Genomic DNA, 23,375 nt, shown 5'->3' with positions numbered 1-23,375 from the left:
TAATAAGTTCTTATAAATTCTTGAATGCAAATTAAACACAAGTTATGTTGGATAGTCTTTCTATCCCTATCATTTATTTTTGGATTTTCGTGTAATCATCAAAATCAAAATAAAGAGGCAATGGATTCTACAAATTATCTTACAACATTAGTAGATTCAAGCATAAAGCCAGGATATGATTTTAATAAATTCTCAACAGGAAATTGGTTAAAAAGAAATCCAATACCTGAAGATGAATCGTCCTGGGGTGTTTTTCAAGTCATTCCTGCAGAAATCTTGGGCCGGATTCGAAAAATAAATGAAGAGGCTATACAATCCAATGCAACAGCAGGAAGCGCGATTCAGAAGATTGGTGATTTTTGGTTATCTGGTATGGATACATTTCAAATTGAGAATTTAGGAATAAGTCCATTAAGTGAAGACTTGAATCATATAGATTCTATTAAGGATATGAGTCAATTTATTAAACAGATAGCTTACTTGCATTCCATTGGTGTTCCGATTTTATTTGATGCAGGAATTTACCAGGACGAAAAATCGAGTAGCCATTATAAATTGCATTTCAGTCAAGGAGGTATTGGATTGCCATCTCGGGATTATTATTTAGAAAATGATACGAGAACAACAAATATTCGGGAAGCGTATAAAGTGCATCTTCAGAATATGTTTCGTTTGTTAGGAGATTCGGATGCAGTGGCAGTGACAAATAGCAGCATTGTAATGAGTATAGAAAATGCATTGGCAAGTGCTTCCCGAAAATTAGCAGATTTAAGAGATCCTTATAAAAATTATCATAAGTTTTCATTGAAAGAAATTCAGAATAACTATTCAACAATTAACTGGGATTTATATTTTACTTCCAGTGGGATACAAAAAGTGGATTCTATTATTGTAGGACAGCCAGAATTTTTTAAACAATTAAATTCAATTTTAAAAAAGGAATCGCTGTCAAATTGGAAAATCTATTTGCGGTGGCATTTAGTGCATAAATATGCGGATTACCTAAATGAGGCAGTTGCTTCTGAGCATTTTCAATTTTATGGTAAAATACTAAATGGTAAAGAAAAGCAAAAGCCCAGATGGAAGCGGGTGCTTCAAGAGCAAGAATCCTATTTAGGAGATGCACTTGGACAATTGTATATTAAAAAATATTATTCTCCTGAATTAAAAGCCAGACATGAGAAATTGGTAGAAGATATAGTATACGCTTATAGGGATCGAATTAAAAATTTGGAATGGATGCAGGACAGTACAAAACAGAAAGCGCTTGCTAAATTAAATGCAATTACAAAGAAAGTCGGGTATCCGGATAAGTGGAAAGATTATTCAAGTTTTAACATATCCAAAGCATCTTATTTTAATAATGTTAAACACGGAAATATATGGCTTCGTGAATATGCTATCGCTAAATTATTTAAACCTGTGGATAAATTGGAATGGGAAATGACACCTCAAACGTATAATGCATATTACAATCCATCGAATAATGAAATTGTTTTACCAGCGGCTGCATTTATTGTTCCAGGTATTCCAGAAGATCAAGTAGACGATGCCATTTTATATGCATATGCTGGTGGTTCAACAGTTGGACATGAATTAACACATGCATTTGATGATCAAGGCAGCCAATTTGATGCAAGTGGAAATTTACAGGATTGGTGGACAGAAACAGATAAAAATCAATTCAAACAACGCTGTAGTAAAATTGTAACTCAGTTCAATAATTTTGTTGTATTGGATTCTCTTTATATTAATGGGGATGCTACACAAGGAGAAAATATTGCAGACCTTGGAGGAATTCTGGTAGGATTAGATGCTTTTAAAAAAACAAAACAATATCAAGATCAAATTTCAATAGGTGGATATACACCTTTGCAGCGGTATTTTTTTGGTTGGTCAATTTCATGGCTCGGACACATGCGTGACGAAATGATTGCATTACGGGTAAAGATCGATGTCCACGCCCCTCCCTTTTTAAGAATTAATGGACCAATCGTGAATGTTCCTGAATGGTATGATGCTTTTCAGATTCAAGCATCAGATAAAATGTTTGTAAAGGAAGAAGATCGTGTGAAAATTTGGTAAATACCGCTTTTGCTTCTCCTGTATTATACTATAAAATAGAGTTTTAAAGTCTTCTACTATTTTTTCTAGAAATATGTAATTTATTCTGAATGAATATTTAGCACTCTTCAGGCTGTTTGATCTGGGTTTAATTTAAATTTTATTTTGTTTAAACTTTTAATCTTTGGCAAGGTCCAATTATTAAATCCAGAATCATGCGTACATTATTTTTTGTTTTGTTCTTAAAATTGATGGATATTGAAATCCATGCTCAAAATCAATTTAATATTTTAACGGGTGCTGCTTCCATTAATAATATTGCAACGGTATATCAAGGTTTTAATAAAACAGTAGATGTGATAGTGTATCCTCAACCGGCTGTAAGCTATTTGAAAATAAAATCTTCAACATACAATCAATATATTTTATTTGATGAAAAAGGTATTATTTATAAGAGAGGTTGGATTGATGAAACAGAGACGATTGAAAAGAAAAATATTCCCGCTGGTATTTATTTTTTGAAATTGGCAAATTCAAATGGGGATATTTACTATCGGAAAATTATTTTTAATTAATTTTTGAATTGAGTTCCTTGCAAGAATACAAGACTTGTTTAATAAGGCAGATATTTTTTTAAGAAGATTTCATAGAATCTAACTATTTTTAATTCAAAATTTAAATACAGAAGATGAAATCAGTTTTTATTGTCGTTTTTGCATGCGCACTTCTTTGTATTCAGCCTAAAGCACAACTTAAACCATTTATAGGACTAAATCAGCTTCCACAGTCAAATGATTTGATTTGTCCTATTCCAAATTATCTGGGAAGTTTTACAGATAGCGGTTATCATATGGGTGATACCGTGCATGATTTTAATTTATATAATAAGGACAGTGAGCCTTGGCGTTTATCGGAATTCTTAAAAACCGGAAAACCAGTCTTGTTAATTTCATCCAGTTATACCTGTCCAATATTCAGAGGAAAGATTCCAGTTATAAATGAATTGCAAAGACTTTATAAAGATCAACTTGAAATTATTGTAATCTATACAGTGGAAGCACATCCAGATAAGGATATTAGCCCATATTTCGGAAAAGTAAACACAGGTGCAGTGAATCAAAAAGATGGGATTTTGTATCGTCAACCAGTAATTTATGCGGATCGCTTGAAAATTGTTGAAGATCTTCTTAATGCCTATAACTTGGAAGTTCCGGTTTTTATTGACGGCCCTTGTAATGAATGGTGGCTTCATTTTGGTCCGGCGCCAAATAATGCTACCTTAATTGATGCTACCGGAATCGTAAGAATCAAACATGCTTGGTTTGATCGTGAACCTGATAATATTTTATGTGAGCTAAAAAAATATTTTGATCCTTTAAATTCCTGTGATTCAATTCCAAATGATGTTGGAGAATTTAGCTTTATGATGAGTACAGATACGCTAATTAAAGGAGAAGTGAATTCTACTATGTATGTCTCTGGCATTATACAAAACACTTCCAATGTTCCGGTTTCTATTGATGTAAAACGATTAGTGAACAATATGCCGGTTGATTGGTCTTCCAGTATTTGTTTGGATGTATGTTATCCTACATCCGTTGATAGTACGCGGATAACATTAAGGGCGAAAGAAAAAATGAATTTAATAGTAGATTTTTTTACAGCTTCCTTAGCTGCCAAAGGAAGTGTGCGATTGGGAATGAGAAATGTAAATAATACACTGAATCGAGCATTTATGAATGCAACTGCTATCACAGAAGAAATTGTAGTTTCAAATGACAATGCTTATACTGAAGAATACCTTCGGATTTATCCAAATCCAGTTTCATCTCATTTTATTATTAATGCAAACCAATTTGATTCCTATCGTTTATATGATGCAAAAGGAGTTTTGGTTCAGATTGGAAGTTTAACTTCAGTTACTCGTATTGAAAGATGCAATTTAACTTCTGGTATTTATATAATACAAGTGACGAGTTCCGGTGGAACTATTTTTTACAGAAAACTTCTTTTTCTTTAATTTGATTCAGTTGTTTGGAATCTTTTTAAACAATTTGGATCTCTGGGAAATTATGCAATTATTTTAATTGTTTGATTTGTTAAAGAAATGGAAATGCTTGCGCAGAAAAAATTAATAAGATGGATATATTGCTGTAACAATTTGGACATTTGATCAGTATGTATATACCTTTGTTTTTTCATGAGCATTTTAACAACACTAGAATCCATAGCATCCAAACGGATCCTTGTCCTCGATGGGGCAATGGGTACCATGATCCAACGATATAAACTCAGTGAAGCAGATTTTCGGAATGAACTTTTATTGAATCATCCAAAAGATTTGAAGGGAAATAATGATTTGCTATCTATTACCCGTCCTGATATTATCAAGGAAATTCATTTAGCATATTTAGAAGCCGGTTCAGATATTATAGAAACCAATACGTTTAGCGCAACGGTTATTTCACAAGCAGATTATCAATTAGAAGATTGGGCATATGCCATCAATTACGAATCTGCAAAAATTGCAAAGCAAGTAGTTGAAGAATTTATGCGGGAGCATCCTGGAACTAAGCGCTTTGTAGCGGGAGCTTTAGGTCCAACAAATCGAACCGCTAGTTTAAGTCCGGATGTTAACCGACCAGGCTTTAGAGCCATTTCATTTGATCAGTTAAAAGATGCTTATTATACGCAGGCAAAAGGTTTAGTAGAAGGTGGAGCAGACATATTATTAGTAGAAACAATATTCGATACCCTAAATGCCAAAGCTGCACTTTTTGCAATTGAAGAATTATTTGAAGAAATAGGATTTAAACTTCCACTTATGATATCTGGAACGATAACAGATGCTAGTGGTAGAACTCTTTCTGGCCAAACAGTCGAGGCATTTTATATTTCGATGACGCATCTTCCTTTGTTTTCTATCGGTTTGAATTGCGCATTAGGAGCGAAGGAAATGAAACCACATTTGGAATCCTTAAGCAAAATTGCAAGTTGCAGAGTGAGTGCTTATCCAAATGCCGGCTTGCCAAATGAATTGGGTGAATACGATCAAACTGCTTTAGAAATGAAAGCCTTTATGGCAGATTTTGTAAAAGAAGGGTTTGTAAATATTATTGGAGGATGTTGTGGTACCACCCCGGAACATATACGCTTAATGGTTGAAGCTATGGAAGGAGCAAAACCACGAGCGATACCTCAAAATCCAATGCTAACTATGTTATCTGGCTTAGAACCATTGATTTTTCGACCTGAACTTAATTTTGTGAATATTGGAGAGCGCACGAATGTAACAGGTTCTAAAAAATTTGCTCAGTTAATTCTCAATAATAAGTATGATGATGCACTTTCAGTTGCCCGACAACAAGTAGAAGCTGGAGCACAAATTATTGATATTAACATGGACGAAGGTTTATTGGATGGGGCGAAAGCGATGAAGGAGTTTGTAAACCTAATCAGTTCTGAACCAGATATTGTGAAAGTGCCAGTAATGGTTGATTCTTCGAAGTGGCAAGTGATAGAAGAAGGACTAAAATGTCTACAAGGAAAATCCATTGTAAATTCGATTTCATTAAAAGAAGGGGAAGAAAAATTTCTAGAGCAAGCAAAAAAAGTACGAAAATATGGAGCCGCAGTGGTAGTAATGGCTTTTGATGAATTGGGTCAGGCAGATACCATTCAGCGAAAAGTTGAAATTTGTAAAAGAGCCTATGATTTATTAATTCATAAAATTGGATTTCAACCAGCAGATATCATTTTTGATCCAAATATTTTTGCCGTAGCAACAGGAATTGAAGAGCACAATAATTATGCAATTAATTTTATTGAAGCGGTACGACAAATTAAAATTCAATGTCCATATGCAAAAATTAGTGGAGGCGTAAGTAATCTCTCCTTTTCATTTAGAGGGAATGAAACGGTACGGCAAGCTATGCATTCCGCTTTTTTGTTTCATGCAATCCAGGCTGGAATGGATATGGGCATAGTCAATGCTGGCCAAATGGAAATTTATGATGAAATTCCAAAAGATTTATTAGCCTTAGTTGAAGATGTATTATTTAATAGAAGAATAGATGCAACAGAGCGTTTAACGGATTATGCTGAAAATGTTAAACAAAAAGTAAAGGATAAAGGAGATATTATACAAGAAGAATGGAGAACTAAATCTGTTACTGACCGATTAAAACATGCTTTAGTAAAAGGTATTACAGAGTTTATACTTGCAGATACTGAAGAAGCGAGATTAGAATTTGCAAAACCTTTACACGTCATTGAAGGTCCGTTGATGGATGGTATGAATGAAGTTGGAGATTTATTTGGTGCAGGTAAAATGTTTTTGCCTCAGGTTGTGAAAAGTGCACGGGTTATGAAACAAGCTGTTGCATATCTCACCCCATATTTGGAAGAAGATAAATCACAAGCAGCAAAAGCAAAAGGTAAAATTCTATTAGCAACTGTAAAAGGAGATGTTCATGATATTGGAAAGAATATAGTAGGTGTAGTTTTAGCTTGTAATAATTATGAAATTACAGATTTAGGAGTCATGGTTTCCTGTGATAAAATTTTGGATCATGCGATTGCAATCAATGCAGATGTGATTGGATTAAGTGGTTTAATTACACCATCTTTAGACGAAATGGTTCATGTTGCAAGTGAAATGAAAAAGCGCAATATGATGCTACCTTTATTGATCGGAGGAGCCACTACCTCTAAATTGCATACCGCATTAAAAATAGAACCTGAATACAATCAGCCAGTAATTCACGTATTAGATGCTTCTCGTGCAGTCACCGTTGTTAGTAATTTATTAAGTGAAGAAGGTGATCAACGAGCAAATTATGTACAAGCAATTCGGGAGGATTATGAGCGAACGCGGATACTTCGACAACAGCGTCAAAATTTCAAAGAGTTTTTATCAATTCACGAAGCAAGAAACAATAAAGTTAAAATAGATTGGACAAATTATGCACCACCTATTCCATTACAAACTGGAATTCAGGTTTTTGATTCTATAGATTTTAGCATTTTAAGAAAATATATTGATTGGACTCCCTTCTTTCAAAGTTGGGAATTAGCAGGCAAGTTTCCGCAGATACTGGAAGATGAAATTGTTGGTATTGAAGCCAAGAAGTTATATCAGGATGCTAATTTATTAATAGATGATATCATCAATAGAAATTTATTAACTGCAAAAGCAGTCATTGGTATTTTTCCTGCGAATTCAAAAATGGATGATATTCTGGTATATGAAAAGGATGGTACTGAAAAAATGATACTTCATCAATTGCGTCAACAAATAAAGAAAGCAGCAAATCAACCAAACTTTTGTTTGTCAGATTATATTGCTCCGGTCGAAAGTAATAAATTAGATTATATTGGAGCGTTTGCAGTATGTACAGGATTTGGTGTTGATGCATTAGTTAAAGAATATGAAACCGCTTTAGATGATTATCATGCGATCCTGGTAAAAGCAATTGCAGATCGTTTTGCGGAAGCACTTGCGGAATATTTGCATGAAAAAGTTAGAACGGAAATTTGGGCTTACGCAGTCGATGAAAAAATGTCTAATGTAGATTTAATTTCAGAAAAATATGTTGGAATTCGTCCGGCTCCAGGATATCCGGCATGTCCGGATCATACAGAAAAAGATCTGCTATGGAGCTTGTTAGAAGTTGAACAAAATACGGGAATTATTTTGACTGAAAGTAAAGCTATGTATCCCACGGCAGCAGTCAGTGGTTGGTATTTTTCACATCCAGAATCAAAATATTTTGCCATCAGTGAAATTTCTCAGGATCAGGCTGAAGACTATCGTCAACGCAAAAACTGGGACCTTAGCACAATGAAAAAATGGTTGGGACCCGTCCTGGGATAAGATCAGGATAAATCATCCATGTTTTAAACAAGTTTTGTAAAACTAAATATTGGGATTTTTCTTTTGGAGTAATAAATGTTTGTACAATGCTTCCAACTCTTCATAAAAGCTAAGTCCAAACCTTCGGATTAGAGCATCCTTAACAAATCGAAAAAGTGGTAACTTTTCAGATTCCCCTAAACTGCAAGCCGCTTTACAGATATCCCATTGATCATAATTCAGAGCCGTAAATCCTTGTGCTTTGTTTTCTTTCACCCGGATAGGATATAAATGACAGGAGATTGGTTTTTGAAAATCAGTAGCTCCTGCTTTATATGCTTGTTCGATTCCACAAGCGGCAATCCCATGTTCATCCTTATTCATATAGACACAGGCGCCATCAGGCATAAGGGTAGTTCCAAAGGATTTCATTTCACGATAATATGCGGAGTTGCCATTTTTTTCAATTTCAAGGATGCTTTTTGGAGATAAATATGCTTTTACCTGATGATAAATAGAGTCCAGTTTATCTTTTTCATCATTTGTAATCGGGGCACCAAAATCACCTTCATAGCAACAAGCTCCTTTACATTTATCTAAAGCACAAATAAAATTGGATTCTAAAACATCATCACTAATCAAAACGTTATCTATAATAAACATGGCACAAAGCTAAAACAGAGAATTCAGGTGGACTTATTATTATTAAAAGAATTGTCTATGCATTTTAAAATAGGCATTTTATGAAATTAATGTTAAGAATCATCTTTTTCTTTTAATTCTTTAAAAACATTATACTTTTGCGCTTTGTTTTTTGAAAGGATAGTTTCAGACAGAAAGTACATGGATAGATTAAAGACACTTTTTAAATCGAGATTCAGTTCCTCGGTAGAGGAGATCAAAACACTGGTCAAGTCATATGGCACTAAAATTATAGATAGTGTCCAGATTGAGCAGGTTTACGGGGGTATGCGAGGAATCCAAAGTATGATCTGGGAAACATCTTCTTTAGATTCAACAGAAGGTATCCGTTTCAGAGGTTTTAGCATTCCCGACTTAAGAGAACAGTTGCCAAAAATTAATGGCGCTACCGAACCGCTTCCGGAAGGTCTGTTTTGGCTCATGTTAACGGGTAGTTTACCTACAGAAGAAGACGTAATTTGGTTAAGCAATGAATGGCAACGCCGAGGCATATTGACTCCTAAAGATTATGACCTATTAGACCATTTAGATTCCAGGACACACCCAATGACTCAATTTAGCATTGCGATTATGGCAATGCAGTCTGAAAGTGTATTTGCACATGAATACGAAAATGGGATGGTGAAAGCCAATTATTGGGAAATTATGTATGAAGATTGTATGAATCTCATTGCAAAACTTCCTTTGGTCGCTGCATATATCTATCGTAAAACCTTTTATAATAACGAGCATATTGAGTCTGACCCAAGTCTTGATTGGAGTGCTAATTTTGCCCATATGTTGGGTAAAAATGATCCTGCGTTTCGGGATTTAATGAGACTTTATATGACAATACATGCAGATCACGAAGGTGGAAATGCATCAGCACATACAGTGCATCTTGTTGGATCAACCTTGAGTGATGCATATCTTTCTTTAGCTGCAGGTATGAATGCCCTTGCGGGGCCGCTTCATGGATTGGCGAATCAAGAGGTCATGGATTGGATTTATGATATGATCCGGGATCTAGGTACCAGGACACCGACTAAAGATCAGATTGCAGATTATGTAAAAACAACCTTGAGCAATGGAGTCGTAGTTCCAGGTTATGGCCATGCAGTTTTAAGAAAACCAGATCCTCGATTTTTAGCACAAAAGGATTTCGCTGAAAAGCATTGTAAAGAAGATGACATGGTTCAAATTGTTTGGAATGTTTTTGAAGTGGTTCCTCCAATTTTAGAAAGTCTTGGCAAAGTAAAAAATCCTTGGCCTAATGTTGATGCTCATTCCGGTGCCTTATTAGAGCACTATGGTTTAAAAGAACATAATTTTTATACTGTAATGTTTGGGGTTTCCAGAGCATTAGGTGTCTTAGCGCAGTTATGCTGGGATCGGGCCTATAATTTGCCTTTGGAAAGGCCAAAATCATTAACTACTGAAGAAATTAAAAGCTTTTTAGCACATTCAAACAATTAAAACGATATTCGCCTTATGAATTTTCCTGACCAACTTAAGTATACAAAAGAACATGAGTGGATTCTTGTAGAAGGAATGAATGCCACTATTGGAATTACTGAATTTGCTCAATCAGAATTGGGTGATCTGGTTTATGTCGAAGTTGAAACTGTTGGAGATGAAGTTGCAAAAGATGACATCTTCGGTACTGTAGAAGCAGTAAAAACAACCTCTGATCTCTTTATGCCAGTCACCGGTAAAATCCTTGAATTTAATCCGCTATTAGATGAAAAATCTGGTAATGATCCTACTTTAATTAATTCAGATCCTTATGGAAAGGGTTGGATCGTTAAAATTGAGATTCTAAATGCTGAAGAATTAAACCATCTATTAGATTCTAAAAGTTACAAAGAACTTATAGGCCACTAGTATTTTCAATGCTATGTTAGTTTTTAAGCCAAATCATTTCTTGTTATTTGGCTGGCTTGTCGTTTTGTCTATCATTGTTTTATCGCTATTGCCAGGTAAAAGTATGCAGACATTAAGTTGGCTTGACTTTTTAGCCTTAGATAAAATCGGACATCTTTTGTTTTATGGTGCTGCTAGCTGGTGTTTTAGAAAATATCAGCTACTTAAATTTAAGACGGTACAGTATATATCGATAGGTTTTTGGCTCCTTTTTCTAGGCATCAGCTTAGAAGGACTTCAATATTTAAGCCTTCAGGGAAGACAATTTGATGTTTTAGATATTATAGCGAATGGATTCGGTATATTATTTGGCTTCTTTATTTTAGATCCATTTTTAGGGTCAGGTTTAAGAAAATTAATCGACAAGATTTAGCTTCCTAAACCTAATTTTTAGAATTATTTTATCGGATTGCTTATTTTTAATACTGCTAATTCTGGTAACACATTTAGATTCCAGCAACCATTTTTAATTATAGGAAATTGAAAAACGGCATTCGTTTTGTCAGGCTATTCGCTGGATTATACAATAGGTTCCAATTCAGATTTATTTTCAATTCATTTAAAGTTGAGATTGTATCATGGGGATTTAAGTATAAATCAAACCCAGGTATAAATACGAATGTTTATATGCTTCTCTTAAATTAAACTAATTTTACCTCCTATTCGTTTAATGCTTATGAGAAAATTGCTTTTTCTATTGTGTTTTTATAGTTCTCTGATCTATAGTCAGGATCCCAGACTTGCCCAACAATACTATAATGATGGGGAATATGAGAAAGCTGCAACCTTGTATCAGTCAATGTATCAGAAAAACCCTAATAACGATAATTTTTTTAACCGTTATGTGGATTGTCTAATGGCCTTAAAACAATTTTCAGAATGCGAAGACATCGTTCGTAAAGAAATTAATAGAAAACCTAAAGAGGTACAATTATATGTCACCTATGGAAATTTGTTAATTCGCAGAAATGATCCAGACAAGGCTGAAAAGCAATTTTTAGATGCAGTCGATAAACTTACGGCCGATGTTTCCATCATTCACAGATTGGCAAATGCCTTTATTCAGATTACACGATACGATCTTGCAATAAAGACTTATGAAAAAGGGGAAAAACTAATGAAGTCTCAGACCTTTTTTACCTATAATCTTGCAGATCTCTATAGACGTAAAGGGGATCTGGAAACGATGATGAAGTATTTTTTAGATGGGCTGGAAAATCAATCTGTTCAGGTGCAAGGAATTCAAAATTTATTAATCGCTTATTTAACACCAGAACAATATAAAATCTTACAGGCTCAAATTTATCAACGACTCGATAAAAATCCAGAATCCATTCCATTTGCAGAACTCTTAATGTGGTCTTTAGTGCAAGTTAAAGAGTATGGTAATGCATTTAGACAAGCGAAAGCGCTAGATCGAAAATTGAATGAAAATGGAAACCGCATTTTTAATCTTGCAATGGCAGCTGCAGCAGATAATGATCTGCATACCGCAATTGATGCCTTAAATTACATTCGGGAAAAAGGGGTTTCTGGTTCATTTTATCATGAAGCTTGCCGACAAGTATTGGCATTCAGAAGACAATTAATTATTGAACGCAATGATTATAAACAAGCAGACCTTGTAGCACTGGAGACAGATTATCAAAAATACAAAGATGAGTTTGGTAAAAATTATTTATCCGCGCCATTAGTTATAGAATATGCTGAATTGGAAGCGCGCTATCTAAATAATTTGGATAAAGCTATAAATCTTCTGTTAGAATTGGTGAAAAGTAATTTTGTAGAACCCCATACGAAAGCTAAAGCAAAACTAGATCTTGGAGATTATTATTTAATTACCGGAGAACGTTGGGAAGCAACGCTTTTGTATTCTCAAGTGGATAAAGATTTTAAAGAAGATGAATTAGGTGAATTGGCTCGTTTTAAAAATGCAAGACTTTCTTATTTTGCAGGTGATTTTCAATGGGCTCAAGAGCAGTTTGATATTTTAAAAAGGGCAACAAGTCGACTTATTTCTAATGATGCAATTGATTTATCAGTTTTTATTCAGGACAATTTAAATCAGGATACTACAGGAGAATCTTTAAGTATGTATTCACAAGCAGAATTAAAAGTATTTCAAAATCAATATGATTCAGCTTTATATAAATTAAATCAAATTCCGTTTACAGATCCTGAGATTAAATTTCTGGAAGATGATGTTTGGTTTTTAGAAGCGAAAATTTATAATCATAAAAAGCAAACGGAGGCTGCTATTAAAAAATATGAATTGATTTTAGAAAAACACAAAGAAGAAATCCGTGCTGATAACGCTTTATACGAACTTGCACAGATCTATGATTATCAATTAAATAATAAGGAAAAAGCGAAAGAACTCTATGAAAAATTATTTATGGAATTCAGTAATAGCGTTTTAGCAGTAGAAGCTCGTAAACGATTTCGTATATTAAGAGGAGACAAATTGCAATAATTTTTTTTAGAATGATATTCTGGAATGTAAATTTTGCATAGCATACATTCCTCGTCTATACTACTTTAGGACCATTTAATAGAAAAAAGGATTCAGATCATTTAGCGTTTTATTGGAATATTACTAAGAAAATCAAATCACTAAACATTATATTTTAAATTATATAAGTTTTTCCAAATCACATTCGTGCATTCTGATTATATTTATTTCCTGAACTTTGTATCCGAAGCGGTGATAATTTAGAAAATTTCATTTGTTTCAATATTTTCCATCGAGCTATTTTCTTTAAATTTATTTCTTAACCAAAAAATTATACATCATGGATACTCAAGTTTTAGGTATGGGTTGGATACCAGATCGCCCGGATTTACGAGATTTTACACCAGATAGTGCAATTATTTCTAACGAGCTTTTGAAAGTTGATAACTTTCATGAGACAGGAATAAAAAAAGCCAAAGCAAAACCAGTAAAAACTCCAACTTCTGTTGATTTAAGAAGTTTTTGTTCACCTATAGAAGACCAAAAAAGTTTAGGTTCCTGTACTGCGCATGCTGGAATTGGCTTATTAGAATATTTTGAACAACGTGCATATGGAAAACATATTGATGCATCCCGTTTATTTTTATATAAAGTAACCAGGAAATTACTGCTATGGAAGGGAGACACGGGTGCTTATTTACGCACAACAATGCAAGCTATTGCCGGATTTGGCGCCCCTCCGGAAAAATATCATCCTTATGTAATTTCTAAATTTGAAGAGGAACCTTCTGCTTTTTGTTACTCCTTTGCCCAAAATTATAAAGGAATTAAATACTATCGTCTGGACTCAGGCACAACCACCGGTACTGCAGCTTTAGCAAATATGAAATCTTATTTGGCAGCAGGCTTACCAAGTATGTTTGGTTTTACCTGTTATCAGAGTGCATTAGATCAATCAAGCAGTAATGGGGGTTGCATTCCATATCCAAAAATAACAGATTCCGTAGTGGGTGGTCATGCAATTATTGCAATAGGATATGATGATAAAAAAGTAATTATAAATACAGATGATGGTTCAAAAACTACCGGTGCACTTTTAATTCGCAACTCTTGGGGCACAGGTTGGGGGGATGGAGGTTATGGATGGTTCCCTTATAAGTATATTGAAAATCGACTTGCAGAAGATATCTGGTCACTTGTAAAAGCAGGATGGTTTGATACTGGAGCATTCTAGAAATTGGTTTAGACAAAGCCAGAAGCATTTAATTTATATATTTTGTGCATTTGCTTAAACCAGTGTCTACTTCTGTTTCCTATATTTGTAATATGAAAAAATATATTTTAACCAATCTGGCTTTATGTTTATTATTTATAATTGCTTGTCGCGAAAATGTGCCTATGAATGAAATCCATTTAAAGATTGGTCAGATACATATTATTCAACTTGAGCAATCCGCAGGTACTGGTTATCAGTGGGAATTATTTAATAATCATACAGAAGTCGTTCAGGTTGCTATGGATGCCAGGAATTCTAAGAAAGATTCTTTAGTGGTTGGCGGTAAGCAAAATCTTGAAGTCAAATTAACTGGTAAAAAGAAAGGAAATTCAAAATTGGTATTACAATTAAAAAGATCCTGGGAAAACCAAGCTATAGAGCAAAAGGAATATACGATCATCGTAAATTGATGTGTTTAATTATTTATAAATAATTTTTTCTGATTCATTATAAATTGTAAAGTATTTATCTGTGGTAACAAAAGCTGCAAGAATTAAAAAGCAACCAGAAACAGATGGTGGATATAATTCGAGATTTTTAGGAAGTAATTATTTAATAGCATTGCCAAAGTTATCTGCAAAGCAGAGAAAGGATTTACTTAAATTTCAAAAAGGAAAATATCGGATTAATTATATTCATTATTCGGCGGTCATGTGTAAAAGCAGGAAACTTGCTTATTTTACATCTGTAAATATTGATGGAACATGTTGGCAAGATAATAGTCGAAAAGGGACCTGGAATGAGGATCCTAGAATTACTATGGATGATCAATTGGGCGATAGGCTTTATAATGCTGAAAATAGTAAATTTGACAGGGGCCATTTAGTGCGGAGAGAAGATCCGGAATGGGGTGAAAAAGAACTCAGCATTAAAGCAGGTGTTCATACCTTTTGGTTTCCAAATTGTGCACCCCAACATGAAAAATTAAATCAGGAAATTTGGGCAGATTTAGAAGCTAATATTTTGCATACCGGAGCAGATTCACAGGATCTGAGAGTCAGTGTTTTTACAGGACCTGTATTATCTGATACAGATGGTATTTTTGTAACACAAATAAATGGATCGGATATTAAAATTCCAAGTTTATTTTGGAAAGTAGTTGTTTGGAAGAAGAATGATAAAAAAGTTTATGCTGTAGGTTTTATACAAAGTCAGGAAGCCTTTTTAATAGAAGATGCGATTATCAAAAAACCATTCCTTGTAAATACAAAAGTATTGTGTCTTTTAAAAGACGATGATATTTTTGAACATTTAGTTTTTAAAGATGGAAAAACATATCAGGTAAGACTAGAAGAAATTGAAAAATTAAGTGGCTTAAAATTCGATTGGCCAAATGTGATTAGACCCTTTAAGAACCCCCAGGCAGTGGCAATAGATGGAGTTAGAAGAAAATTACCAGATCCTGAAATTGCTCCCAAAGTGGAATCGAAAACAACAAAATCTAAGCGAAATGGATCTGGTTTAAAAACAAAGGGAGCTGTTTGCATTCCTCGTTGGAATCCAAAATTTGAATTGGAAGGATTGGTTATTTAATCTTCACGTATAAAACCAACAGGCATATTTTCATTATAATTACCAGCAATCATAGGGCTTTGTACATTTCCGGTGTATTGTCTAACATTAAAATAGACATAATTAAAAAGTTCTTTTATGCTCACTGTTTTATTTTTGTTTAGATCGGCCTCCCCTTTTAATCCTTTAATCAGAAAATGAGAAAAAACACCCTGCCTTAAACCACCATCTTCTAATGAAAATTCTTTATTTTTTGAGGACATTAAAAATGCAGTTCCTCCAGCTGTTTTTTCCAATTCATCATAAAAATATAAAAGTGAATTTGAGAATGGACCTTTAGCGGCCAAAAGGCTTCCAGAATAACAGGCATCTACATAGCAAACTTTATGTTTGGCTTTGGAGCGGTTTAGAATTTCTTTGACATCTTCATGTTGAAGGATATTAGATTTTCCATCATAATCTATTGGAATAAAAGTTCCCTCTAATCCATGTCCGGAATAATACATCATGATCACATCATTTTCATCCGCTTTCATGAATATTTGATTCATACCTTGTAAGATATTATTTCTTGTAGCATCTTCATCAATTAAGATTCGAATTTGTTCATCTTTTAATGCGCCGCCTTCCGGACTTTTTAAAAAAGCATAAATTTTATAGGCATCATCATCAGAATATTTTAAAGAAGGCATATGTTCATACCGCGCAATGCCTACAATTACAGCCCAGATTTTAACTTCAGGATTAGAATCTACATGGATGCTTGTATCAAATACAAATTCTTTTTTACGAAATAATTCTTTTTTAGATTTACCATTATCCCAGATTGCACCATAGGTAAGTCCGGATGCAAAATACATCGTGCCTTCACCATGTGGAGCATGATGTTCCCAAATTCCTTCATAGCGATCTCCATTTGCATAATAGCAAATTCCTTTTCCTTTCGGTTGACCATCTTTAAATTCGCCAATAAATTTAGAACCATCTCTATAGGTAAATACTCCTTTTCCAGAAGCGCAATGTGTAGTGTTACAATTCGGAAGATTTATTTCGTCTGGTGTACAAATTATTAATTTCTCAGGGTTTGTTAAAACCTCTTCTTTTTTTGTTTCTACAACGGTATGTTCATTTACAGTGGGTTTTTGCTCCGCTGGATTTGTTGTTGGTTTTTCATTTTGAAATATGGAATCTTTTGATTCTGTGGAAATTTGATTTTCTGTAAGGCTCTTGTTATGCTCTTCTTCATTTTTGGTAGCAAGTGTTTCATCTAAAGTTTTGATCAATTTATCCTGACTCCATTGAGCTGCTACGATTTTTCCACGAATATCTTTAAATTCACCATAACCATCTTTTTTACTCTGTTTCCAATGGCCTTTATAAGTGGATCCGTTTTTATAGTATAAGGTTCCTTCTCCATGGAATCGGGCATCTAGAAATTCTCCTTCATATCGTTCGCCAGTCGAAAAATAATAGCTTCCTTTTCCATTGGGTTTATTGTTTTTCCAGGATCCTGTATATCGATCTTTACTTGCGAAATCCATCATTCCTTGCCCTTCCATTTTATCCAATCGAAAACTACCAGTATATACATCCCCGTTTCTAAAATTAAGTTTGCCTTCCCCCGTTCTGAAGTCATTTTTCCACTCCCCTAAATATTTATTTTCATTAGCATAATAATAAATTCCTTTTCCATCTTTTCTTCCTCCTTTAAATTCACCGGTGTACCGACCACCATTTGAGTAATGATAGGTTCCAAATCCAGTGATACAATTGCCTTTACTACATCCTTGACAAAAGGAGATTTGCTGGAAGGCTGCCAAAATAAGTAGAACAATAAAGCCTTTCATATTCAATAATTGTGGTTGATACATTGTAATTTTATATCGATAAGGCTAATTTTAAGAATATTATACATTAAACAAATATATAATATAAAAATGACAAAGTATTTTTTTTTTATCTTTTAATACCTTTCTTTGAAAGCAAACACAGAACCAAGCAGGATTAGTATCTTTGCGCATCTAAAATTTTGTTAATATGAAATATTTCGCATTTGGATTTGCTTTCCTTTTTTGGACATCCTGTAAAACAGATAAAAAAATGGAAACTGTTGTTGCCGAATCAAGCAATGGTGTCACAGCGTATTATGGTGATACAATTCAGACGGAAGGGTCAATTTCTGTAAATGAAGCATTAGAAGCCCTTAAAACAAAGGATAGTATTTTAACAAAGGTTACTGGATATGTGACTGGCGTTTGCCAGGTTAAAGGTTGTTGGATGGTATTGAGTCAAACTCCTGATGACAGTACAGGATTATTTGTAAAATTTAAGGACTATGGATTTTTTGTGCCAAAGGATTTGTCAGGAAGTAAAATTACCTTGGATGGAAAAGCGTTCAAACAAATTACGCCCGTTGACGAATTAAAACATTATGCTGAAGATGAAGGCAAATCTGCAGAAGAAATTGCCAAAATCACGCAACCAACGGAAGAAATGAAATTTCTTGCACACGGAGTTGCAGTTTTAAAGAAGTAATTTTTTAAATTTTCTGGCTTGAAGCTATGAAATTTAGAAGGTTTAGAAGTTGCTTCTGAGTTCATGCAATATTGAAAAGTAAGCCTGGATTATATTCTTTTGGTTCGTACTATTTTAATAGTTTTTAAAATTTTAAAATTGTAATTTAAAGTTTCTGATATGGCAAAATTATCTACAGCACAGATTTTGGGTGATAAGGCTTCGTATTATCTGGAACATCATTGTAAAACTATTGATAAATCAAAACTTCACCTTCCAGATAAAAATATTATTGATAAAACATGGGCTATAAGCAATAGAAGCAATCAAAGTTTAAGAAGTTTTCAATCCATTTTAGATCATGGTAGATTAAGAGGTACAGGATATATTTCTATTTTACCTGTAGACCAGGGGATCGAGCATAGTGCAGGCGCTTCCTTTGCTCCAAATCCGATGTATTTTGATCCGGAAAATATTATTAAGCTTGCAATCGAAGGTGGTTGTAATGCAGTTGCATCTACCTTCGGAGTCTTAGCATCCACCTCCAGAAAATATGCTCATAAAATTCCGTATATTGTTAAAGTAAATCATAATGAATTATTGTCCTATCCAAATAAAGCAGATCAGATTTTATTTGGCACGGTAGAAGATGCATGGAACATGGGAGCTGTAGGGGTTGGAGCTACTATTTATTTTGGATCTGATGAAAGTACAAGACAGATAGTAGAAATAGCAGAAATATTTGAGCACGCACATCAATTAGGTATGATCACTGTATTGTGGTGTTATCTTCGGAATGCGGCGTTTAAAAAAGAGGGCGTTGATTATCACAATGCAGCCGATTTAACAGGTCAGGCAAATCATTTAGGCGTAACATTACAGGCAGATATTATTAAACAGAAACTTCCAACTAATAATGGAGGATATTCTGCATTGAACATGGGCGGTTCTAGTTATGGAAAATTAAATCCGAAAATGTACAGTGAATTAAGTTCAGATCATCCAATCGATCTATGCCGCTACCAGCTTGCAAATTGTTATATGGGTCGGGTTGGCCTTATCAACAGCGGTGGTGAATCCAAAGGAGCAACAGATTTAAATGAAGCAGTTACCACAGCCGTTATTAATAAACGCGCAGGGGGAATGGGTTTAATATCTGGCAGAAAAGCATTCCAAAAAACAATGAAAGAAGGCATGGAAATATTAAATGCCATTCAAGATGTTTATTTAGATCGAAAAGTTACAATTGCCTAAAATTTATTGAATTTTATTTTAGTAGGATAGTCTAAATTGCAATACTTTTTTCAAATTAAGTATGGAAATATTTCTACCTATAATCTGTTCATGTTGTATAATTTGAAACATGGAATGCTTCCAGATAAACTTAAAATTGTCACCTAATTAAGACAAATAAGCAAAAAGAAAACTTGAAAGAATTGGATTTCGTCTACTGCAACAAGTGCATTCAGATGCACATTATAGCGAATGAATGCAATTGGGCAGTGCGTTATAGCTGAACCTCGGATTTTTATAATTATATTTATGTACAGCTAAAAATGACAGATTCCTAAGGTCCAAGCGAGCTTAGCTGAAAAACAAATATTTAGGTTTGTATTAATCGATTCCAACGATCCATGGAATGAACTGAATGAAGGAGATACCATGTACATTTCAACATGCAATAAAGGCCTTACCGACCCTTTATTTGGGCAAGGATAGCCATGACTTATAGGTCAGCGGAAACTGCAAGGTTCCGATTTGAATTTTTAAAAATCTTTTCAAGTTATATTTAGAGCATATGGATACCTGCAAAATTCAATATCTTGTGCCAGTTTTGTAAAATTGTCAATTTAATAGGAACCATTATCGCTCAAGTTTAGTAAATAAAAACGAATCATTTGAAACGTCCATTTTTTGGCATATTGTTGTTTTTTATTTTGGTAGTGCCGGTTGTAACAACATTCGTTGCACTTCATTTACAAAAAAAACAAGTCAAAAGAGAAGTGAAACGAAAAATGATTGCTGCAATTGACAAAGCTGAATTGGTTCTATTAAAATTTACGGATCGTGAAAAACAAGCCCAATTAAAATGGGAACACGAGAAGGAATTTGAGTACAAAGACGAAATGTTTGACATCGTTGAATCCGAATTTAAGGGAGATACATCCTATTACTGGTGTTGGTGGGATCACGAAGAAACAAAGCTCAATAGACAACTTAATGAATTGGTTTCCTCCGCAATGGGAGACAATCCTAAAAATCAGGAAAATCAAATACGACTTTATGATTTTTTTAAAGCCCTCTATTTTTCAGAATTTTATAAAGTAGGAACAATTTCTATCCGGGAAGTGGATTTAAAATACTTTTATCCACAGCATTTTTATCATTCAATGTGCAATGCTCCACTTGTTCCTCCTCCGAAAATAGCTTAAACAAATAATTAAACTTTCAATTATTCTGTCTCCATGCGTTTGATGCGGAATAAAATTATTTTGTTAATCTATTAATTTTTTCTGATGAAAAAAATTCTATTATTGTTGTTGATAGGTGTGACCCATATGGGACAGTCTCAAACAATAACCATTAAAGATCACAATACAGGGGAACCTCTTGAAGTCGTATCAATTCTTAGTAATTCGCCCAGAGCTTTTGCAAATACCAATACCCAAGGTCAAGCTGATGTGACAGCATTCAAAGGTGCAGATAAAATTGAAATCCGGAGTCTGGGTTACAAGACGGAAGTAATCAGTTACCTTGATTTAGAAAACTTGAATTTTGAAGTATCCCTTAATTCTTCTTTGACACAGTTTGATGAAGTAGTGGTTTCCGCAACTCGTTGGAGTCAGCCTTCGGTAAATATTCCTTCAAAAATTTCTATAATTTCACCAAAAGATGTTGCCTTAAGCAATCCTCAGACTGCTGCAGATTTATTGGGATCTTCCGGTGAAGTATTTATACAAAAAAGCCAGCAAGGTGGTGGTAGTCCGATGATTCGTGGCTTTTCCACCAACAGGTTATTATATACCATAGATGGTGTGAGAATGAATTCGGCTATATTCAGAGCTGGAAATATTCAAAATGTAATATCCTTAGATCCATTCGCCATTGAACATACAGAAGTTTTTTTTGGTCCGGGATCTATTATTTATGGAAGTGATGCCATTGGTGGAGTTATGAGTTTTCAAACCTTGACTCCTAAATTTTCCGTATCTAAAAAGACTTTGATTGAAGGGAAAGCAGTTAGCCGGTATTCTTCTGCCAATAATGAAAGAAGCAATCATTTTGATGTGAAACTTGGTTGGACAAAGTGGGCATTGATCTCGAGTTTGACGCATTCCAAATATGGAGATTTGAGAATGGGTACAAAAGGTCCGGATGAATATTTGAAACCATATTATGTGCAACGAGTTGATAATGTAGACAAAGTTTTTGAAAATCCTGATCCATTGGTACAAAATCCAAGTGGATATTCACAAATGAACCTGATGCAAAAAATAAGTTTTAATCCTACTAAAAATTGGGAGCTTCAGTATGGATTTCATTTTTCTGAAACTTCAGAATATTCCAGATATGATAGACTTATTGAGACGCAAAGCAATGGTTTACCTACTTCCGCCGTATGGAATTATGGACCGCAAGTTTGGAGCATGCACAATTTGTCTGTAACACAAATTAACAGCAACAAAATTTATGACCGAATGACAATACGTCTTGCTCAACAATACTTTGAAGAAAGCAGAATAGACAGAAGGTTTAATCATCACAGATTAAGAACAAATCTTGAAGAGGTCCGGGCATATTCAGCAAACGCGGACTTTGAGAAAAACACAAAGAAGCATAATTTTTATTATGGCGTTGAATATGTGCTCAATGATGTAAACTCTATCGGCTCAGCAGTTGATCTTAGAGATGGAAGCCCAATCCCTGTGCCTGACAGATATCCGGCTTCACAATGGAGTAGTTATGCGGGATATTTAAATTACCAATTCATTCCTTCAGTAAAATTTCTTATCCAGGCAGGGGTGAGATTCAGCGCATTCAACGTGGAATCTGACTTCACCAGGCATCTCGAATTTTTCCCTTTTAATTTTACGAGTTCTACTTTGCAAAATTCAGCAACAACAGGAAGTTTAGGCTTTGTATTTAGACCAGAAGAAACCTGGAAAATCAGTCTCAATGCGAGCACTGGATTCAGAGCACCGAATGTAGATGATGTTGGTAAAATATTTGATTTTGCTTCTGGCGAAGTGGTTGTTCCGAATACTTCCTTGAATACTGAATATGCATATAATGGAGAACTCAATATTTCTAAGATATGGGGTGATGTTGTGAAAATTGATGTAAGCGCATTTTATACCCGACTTGAGGATGCCATGGTTCGAAGAGCTTTTAAGGTAAATGGACAAGATAGCATTTTGTATAATGATCAAATGAGCAAAGTGTATGCTATTCAGAATGCTGCTTTTGCGAAGGTTTATGGCTTCCATGCGGGAATAGAAATTAAACTTTCTTCTGATTTTAATATTTCTTCTCGTTTTAATTATCAATTCGGCGAAGAAGAATTGGACAACGGCGATATAAGCCGTTCGAGACATGCAGCACCTTCATTTGGAATAACCAAGTTATCTTATCAGAAGGAAAAACTATTTATGCAATTAAATGCTATGTACAGTGCAGCGGTGAGTTATGCTAATTTGAACGAAGAAGAACGGCAAAAACCAGTCCTCTATGCAAAAGATAGTAATGGTGACCCTTATTCTCCAGCTTGGTACACACTAAATTTCAAAGCTATGTATCAGTTCCATCAACATCTGTCTGTAAGTACAGGTATAGAAAATCTAACGGATCAACGGTATCGCCCATACAGTTCCGGGCTCGTTGCACCTGGAAGGAATTTCATTCTGTCCTTTAAAGCGCAGTTTTAAATTTTATTAACCACCGTCTTGTTATCAACTTGACGGTGGTTTCCTTTTAAGCATTACAGATGGATCATTAAAACACGGATCCAAATTAAAATGGGCAAGAAAAGTCCACAGAACTACAGGAATATTTTAGTTTTAGGAATGAGGAAAAAACCTTTCTTGAAATCATGCTGTTAT

At 34.3% G+C, this 23,375-nt stretch carries 17 protein-coding genes; 15 read left to right on the top strand and 2 right to left on the bottom strand.

The window, feature by feature from the left end:
• Positions 1–24: 24 nt before the first annotated feature.
• The 4 genes from IPO86_01200 (at position 25) to metH (ending at position 7,939) form a co-directional block, all read left to right on the top strand.
• Entirely contained in the window at positions 25–2,085 is a 2,061-nt protein-coding gene (locus tag IPO86_01200) for a M13 family metallopeptidase (GenBank protein ID MBK9726713.1), read from the top strand.
• Positions 2,086–2,279: 194 nt separating this feature from the next.
• Positions 2,280–2,639 (top strand): T9SS type A sorting domain-containing protein, encoded by a 360-nt coding sequence (locus IPO86_01195; GenBank protein MBK9726712.1) that lies wholly within the window; start codon positions 2,280–2,282, stop codon positions 2,637–2,639.
• Between the two features lie 113 nt (positions 2,640–2,752).
• Positions 2,753–4,084 (top strand): T9SS type A sorting domain-containing protein, encoded by a 1,332-nt coding sequence (locus IPO86_01190; GenBank protein MBK9726711.1) that lies wholly within the window; start codon positions 2,753–2,755, stop codon positions 4,082–4,084.
• 180 nt (positions 4,085–4,264) lie between these two features.
• Positions 4,265–7,939: a methionine synthase gene (metH, locus tag IPO86_01185; GenBank protein MBK9726710.1), complete on the top strand. Its 3,675-nt coding sequence runs from the start codon at positions 4,265–4,267 to the stop codon at positions 7,937–7,939.
• 42 nt (positions 7,940–7,981) lie between these two features.
• Here the strand turns inward: metH and IPO86_01180 are convergent, their stop codons facing one another.
• Entirely contained in the window at positions 7,982–8,581 is a 600-nt protein-coding gene (locus tag IPO86_01180) for a DUF3109 family protein (protein MBK9726709.1), read from the bottom strand.
• A 180-nt stretch (positions 8,582–8,761) separates the two neighbouring features.
• Here IPO86_01180 and IPO86_01175 point away from each other — a divergent pair, with 180 nt between their 5' ends.
• From IPO86_01175 to IPO86_01145, 7 genes are all read left to right on the top strand, one after another.
• On the top strand, positions 8,762–10,075 hold the full coding sequence (locus IPO86_01175) for a citrate (Si)-synthase (protein ID MBK9726708.1): 1,314 nt from the start codon (positions 8,762–8,764) through the stop codon (positions 10,073–10,075).
• 15 nt (positions 10,076–10,090) lie between these two features.
• A complete protein-coding gene (gene gcvH, locus IPO86_01170) occupies positions 10,091–10,483 on the top strand; it encodes a glycine cleavage system protein GcvH (GenBank protein ID MBK9726707.1) in 393 nt (130 codons plus the stop codon).
• 13 nt (positions 10,484–10,496) lie between these two features.
• On the top strand, positions 10,497–10,895 hold the full coding sequence (locus IPO86_01165; GenBank protein MBK9726706.1) for a hypothetical protein: 399 nt from the start codon (positions 10,497–10,499) through the stop codon (positions 10,893–10,895).
• A gap of 303 nt (positions 10,896–11,198) precedes the next feature.
• Positions 11,199–12,995 (top strand): tetratricopeptide repeat protein, encoded by a 1,797-nt coding sequence (locus IPO86_01160; protein MBK9726705.1) that lies wholly within the window; start codon positions 11,199–11,201, stop codon positions 12,993–12,995.
• A gap of 316 nt (positions 12,996–13,311) precedes the next feature.
• Positions 13,312–14,208 carry a cysteine protease gene (locus tag IPO86_01155; protein ID MBK9726704.1) on the top strand — a complete coding sequence of 299 codons (897 nt, stop codon included), beginning with the start codon at positions 13,312–13,314 and terminating at the stop codon, positions 14,206–14,208.
• Positions 14,209–14,300: 92 nt separating this feature from the next.
• Positions 14,301–14,660, top strand: coding sequence for a protease inhibitor I42 family protein (locus IPO86_01150; protein ID MBK9726703.1), 360 nt, complete (start codon positions 14,301–14,303; stop codon positions 14,658–14,660).
• A gap of 61 nt (positions 14,661–14,721) precedes the next feature.
• A complete protein-coding gene (locus IPO86_01145; protein MBK9726702.1) occupies positions 14,722–15,783 on the top strand; it encodes a DNA/RNA non-specific endonuclease in 1,062 nt (353 codons plus the stop codon).
• Here IPO86_01145 and IPO86_01140 read toward each other — a convergent pair.
• A complete protein-coding gene (locus IPO86_01140) occupies positions 15,780–17,609 on the bottom strand; it encodes a caspase family protein (GenBank protein MBK9726701.1) in 1,830 nt (609 codons plus the stop codon). The genes IPO86_01145 and IPO86_01140 overlap by 4 nt on opposite strands.
• A 253-nt stretch (positions 17,610–17,862) precedes the next feature.
• Between IPO86_01140 and IPO86_01135 the strand changes: the two genes are divergently transcribed.
• From IPO86_01135 to IPO86_01120, 4 genes are all read left to right on the top strand, one after another.
• Positions 17,863–18,297: a DUF4920 domain-containing protein gene (locus tag IPO86_01135; protein MBK9726700.1), complete on the top strand. Its 435-nt coding sequence runs from the start codon at positions 17,863–17,865 to the stop codon at positions 18,295–18,297.
• A 159-nt stretch (positions 18,298–18,456) separates the two neighbouring features.
• Positions 18,457–19,530, top strand: a complete 1,074-nt coding sequence (locus IPO86_01130) for a class I fructose-bisphosphate aldolase (protein ID MBK9726699.1) — start codon at positions 18,457–18,459, stop codon at positions 19,528–19,530.
• 644 nt (positions 19,531–20,174) lie between these two features.
• Positions 20,175–20,708 (top strand): hypothetical protein, encoded by a 534-nt coding sequence (locus IPO86_01125; protein MBK9726698.1) that lies wholly within the window; start codon positions 20,175–20,177, stop codon positions 20,706–20,708.
• A gap of 84 nt (positions 20,709–20,792) precedes the next feature.
• Positions 20,793–23,201 carry a TonB-dependent receptor gene (locus IPO86_01120; protein ID MBK9726697.1) on the top strand — a complete coding sequence of 803 codons (2,409 nt, stop codon included), beginning with the start codon at positions 20,793–20,795 and terminating at the stop codon, positions 23,199–23,201.
• The last annotated feature ends 174 nt before the right edge of the window (positions 23,202–23,375 follow it).

The sequence above is a fragment of the Saprospiraceae bacterium genome (assembly GCA_016717265.1).
GTDB lineage: Bacteria > Bacteroidota > Bacteroidia > Chitinophagales > Saprospiraceae > Vicinibacter.
This window is presented reverse-complemented; position numbering and strand designations above follow the sequence as displayed.

Coding starts and splice junctions, on each gene's coding strand:
- IPO86_01200 (MBK9726713.1), top strand. CDS start 25: ATGCAAATTAAACACAAGTTATGTTGGATAGTCTTTCTATCCCTATCA.
- IPO86_01195 (MBK9726712.1), top strand. CDS start 2,280: ATGCGTACATTATTTTTTGTTTTGTTCTTAAAATTGATGGATATTGAA.
- IPO86_01190 (MBK9726711.1), top strand. CDS start 2,753: ATGAAATCAGTTTTTATTGTCGTTTTTGCATGCGCACTTCTTTGTATT.
- metH (MBK9726710.1), top strand. CDS start 4,265: ATGAGCATTTTAACAACACTAGAATCCATAGCATCCAAACGGATCCTT.
- IPO86_01180 (MBK9726709.1), bottom strand. CDS start 8,581: ATGTTTATTATAGATAACGTTTTGATTAGTGATGATGTTTTAGAATCC.
- IPO86_01175 (MBK9726708.1), top strand. CDS start 8,762: ATGGATAGATTAAAGACACTTTTTAAATCGAGATTCAGTTCCTCGGTA.
- gcvH (MBK9726707.1), top strand. CDS start 10,091: ATGAATTTTCCTGACCAACTTAAGTATACAAAAGAACATGAGTGGATT.
- IPO86_01165 (MBK9726706.1), top strand. CDS start 10,497: ATGTTAGTTTTTAAGCCAAATCATTTCTTGTTATTTGGCTGGCTTGTC.
- IPO86_01160 (MBK9726705.1), top strand. CDS start 11,199: ATGAGAAAATTGCTTTTTCTATTGTGTTTTTATAGTTCTCTGATCTAT.
- IPO86_01150 (MBK9726703.1), top strand. CDS start 14,301: ATGAAAAAATATATTTTAACCAATCTGGCTTTATGTTTATTATTTATA.
- IPO86_01140 (MBK9726701.1), bottom strand. CDS start 17,609: ATGAAAGGCTTTATTGTTCTACTTATTTTGGCAGCCTTCCAGCAAATC.
- IPO86_01135 (MBK9726700.1), top strand. CDS start 17,863: ATGGAAACTGTTGTTGCCGAATCAAGCAATGGTGTCACAGCGTATTAT.
- IPO86_01130 (MBK9726699.1), top strand. CDS start 18,457: ATGGCAAAATTATCTACAGCACAGATTTTGGGTGATAAGGCTTCGTAT.
- IPO86_01120 (MBK9726697.1), top strand. CDS start 20,793: ATGAAAAAAATTCTATTATTGTTGTTGATAGGTGTGACCCATATGGGA.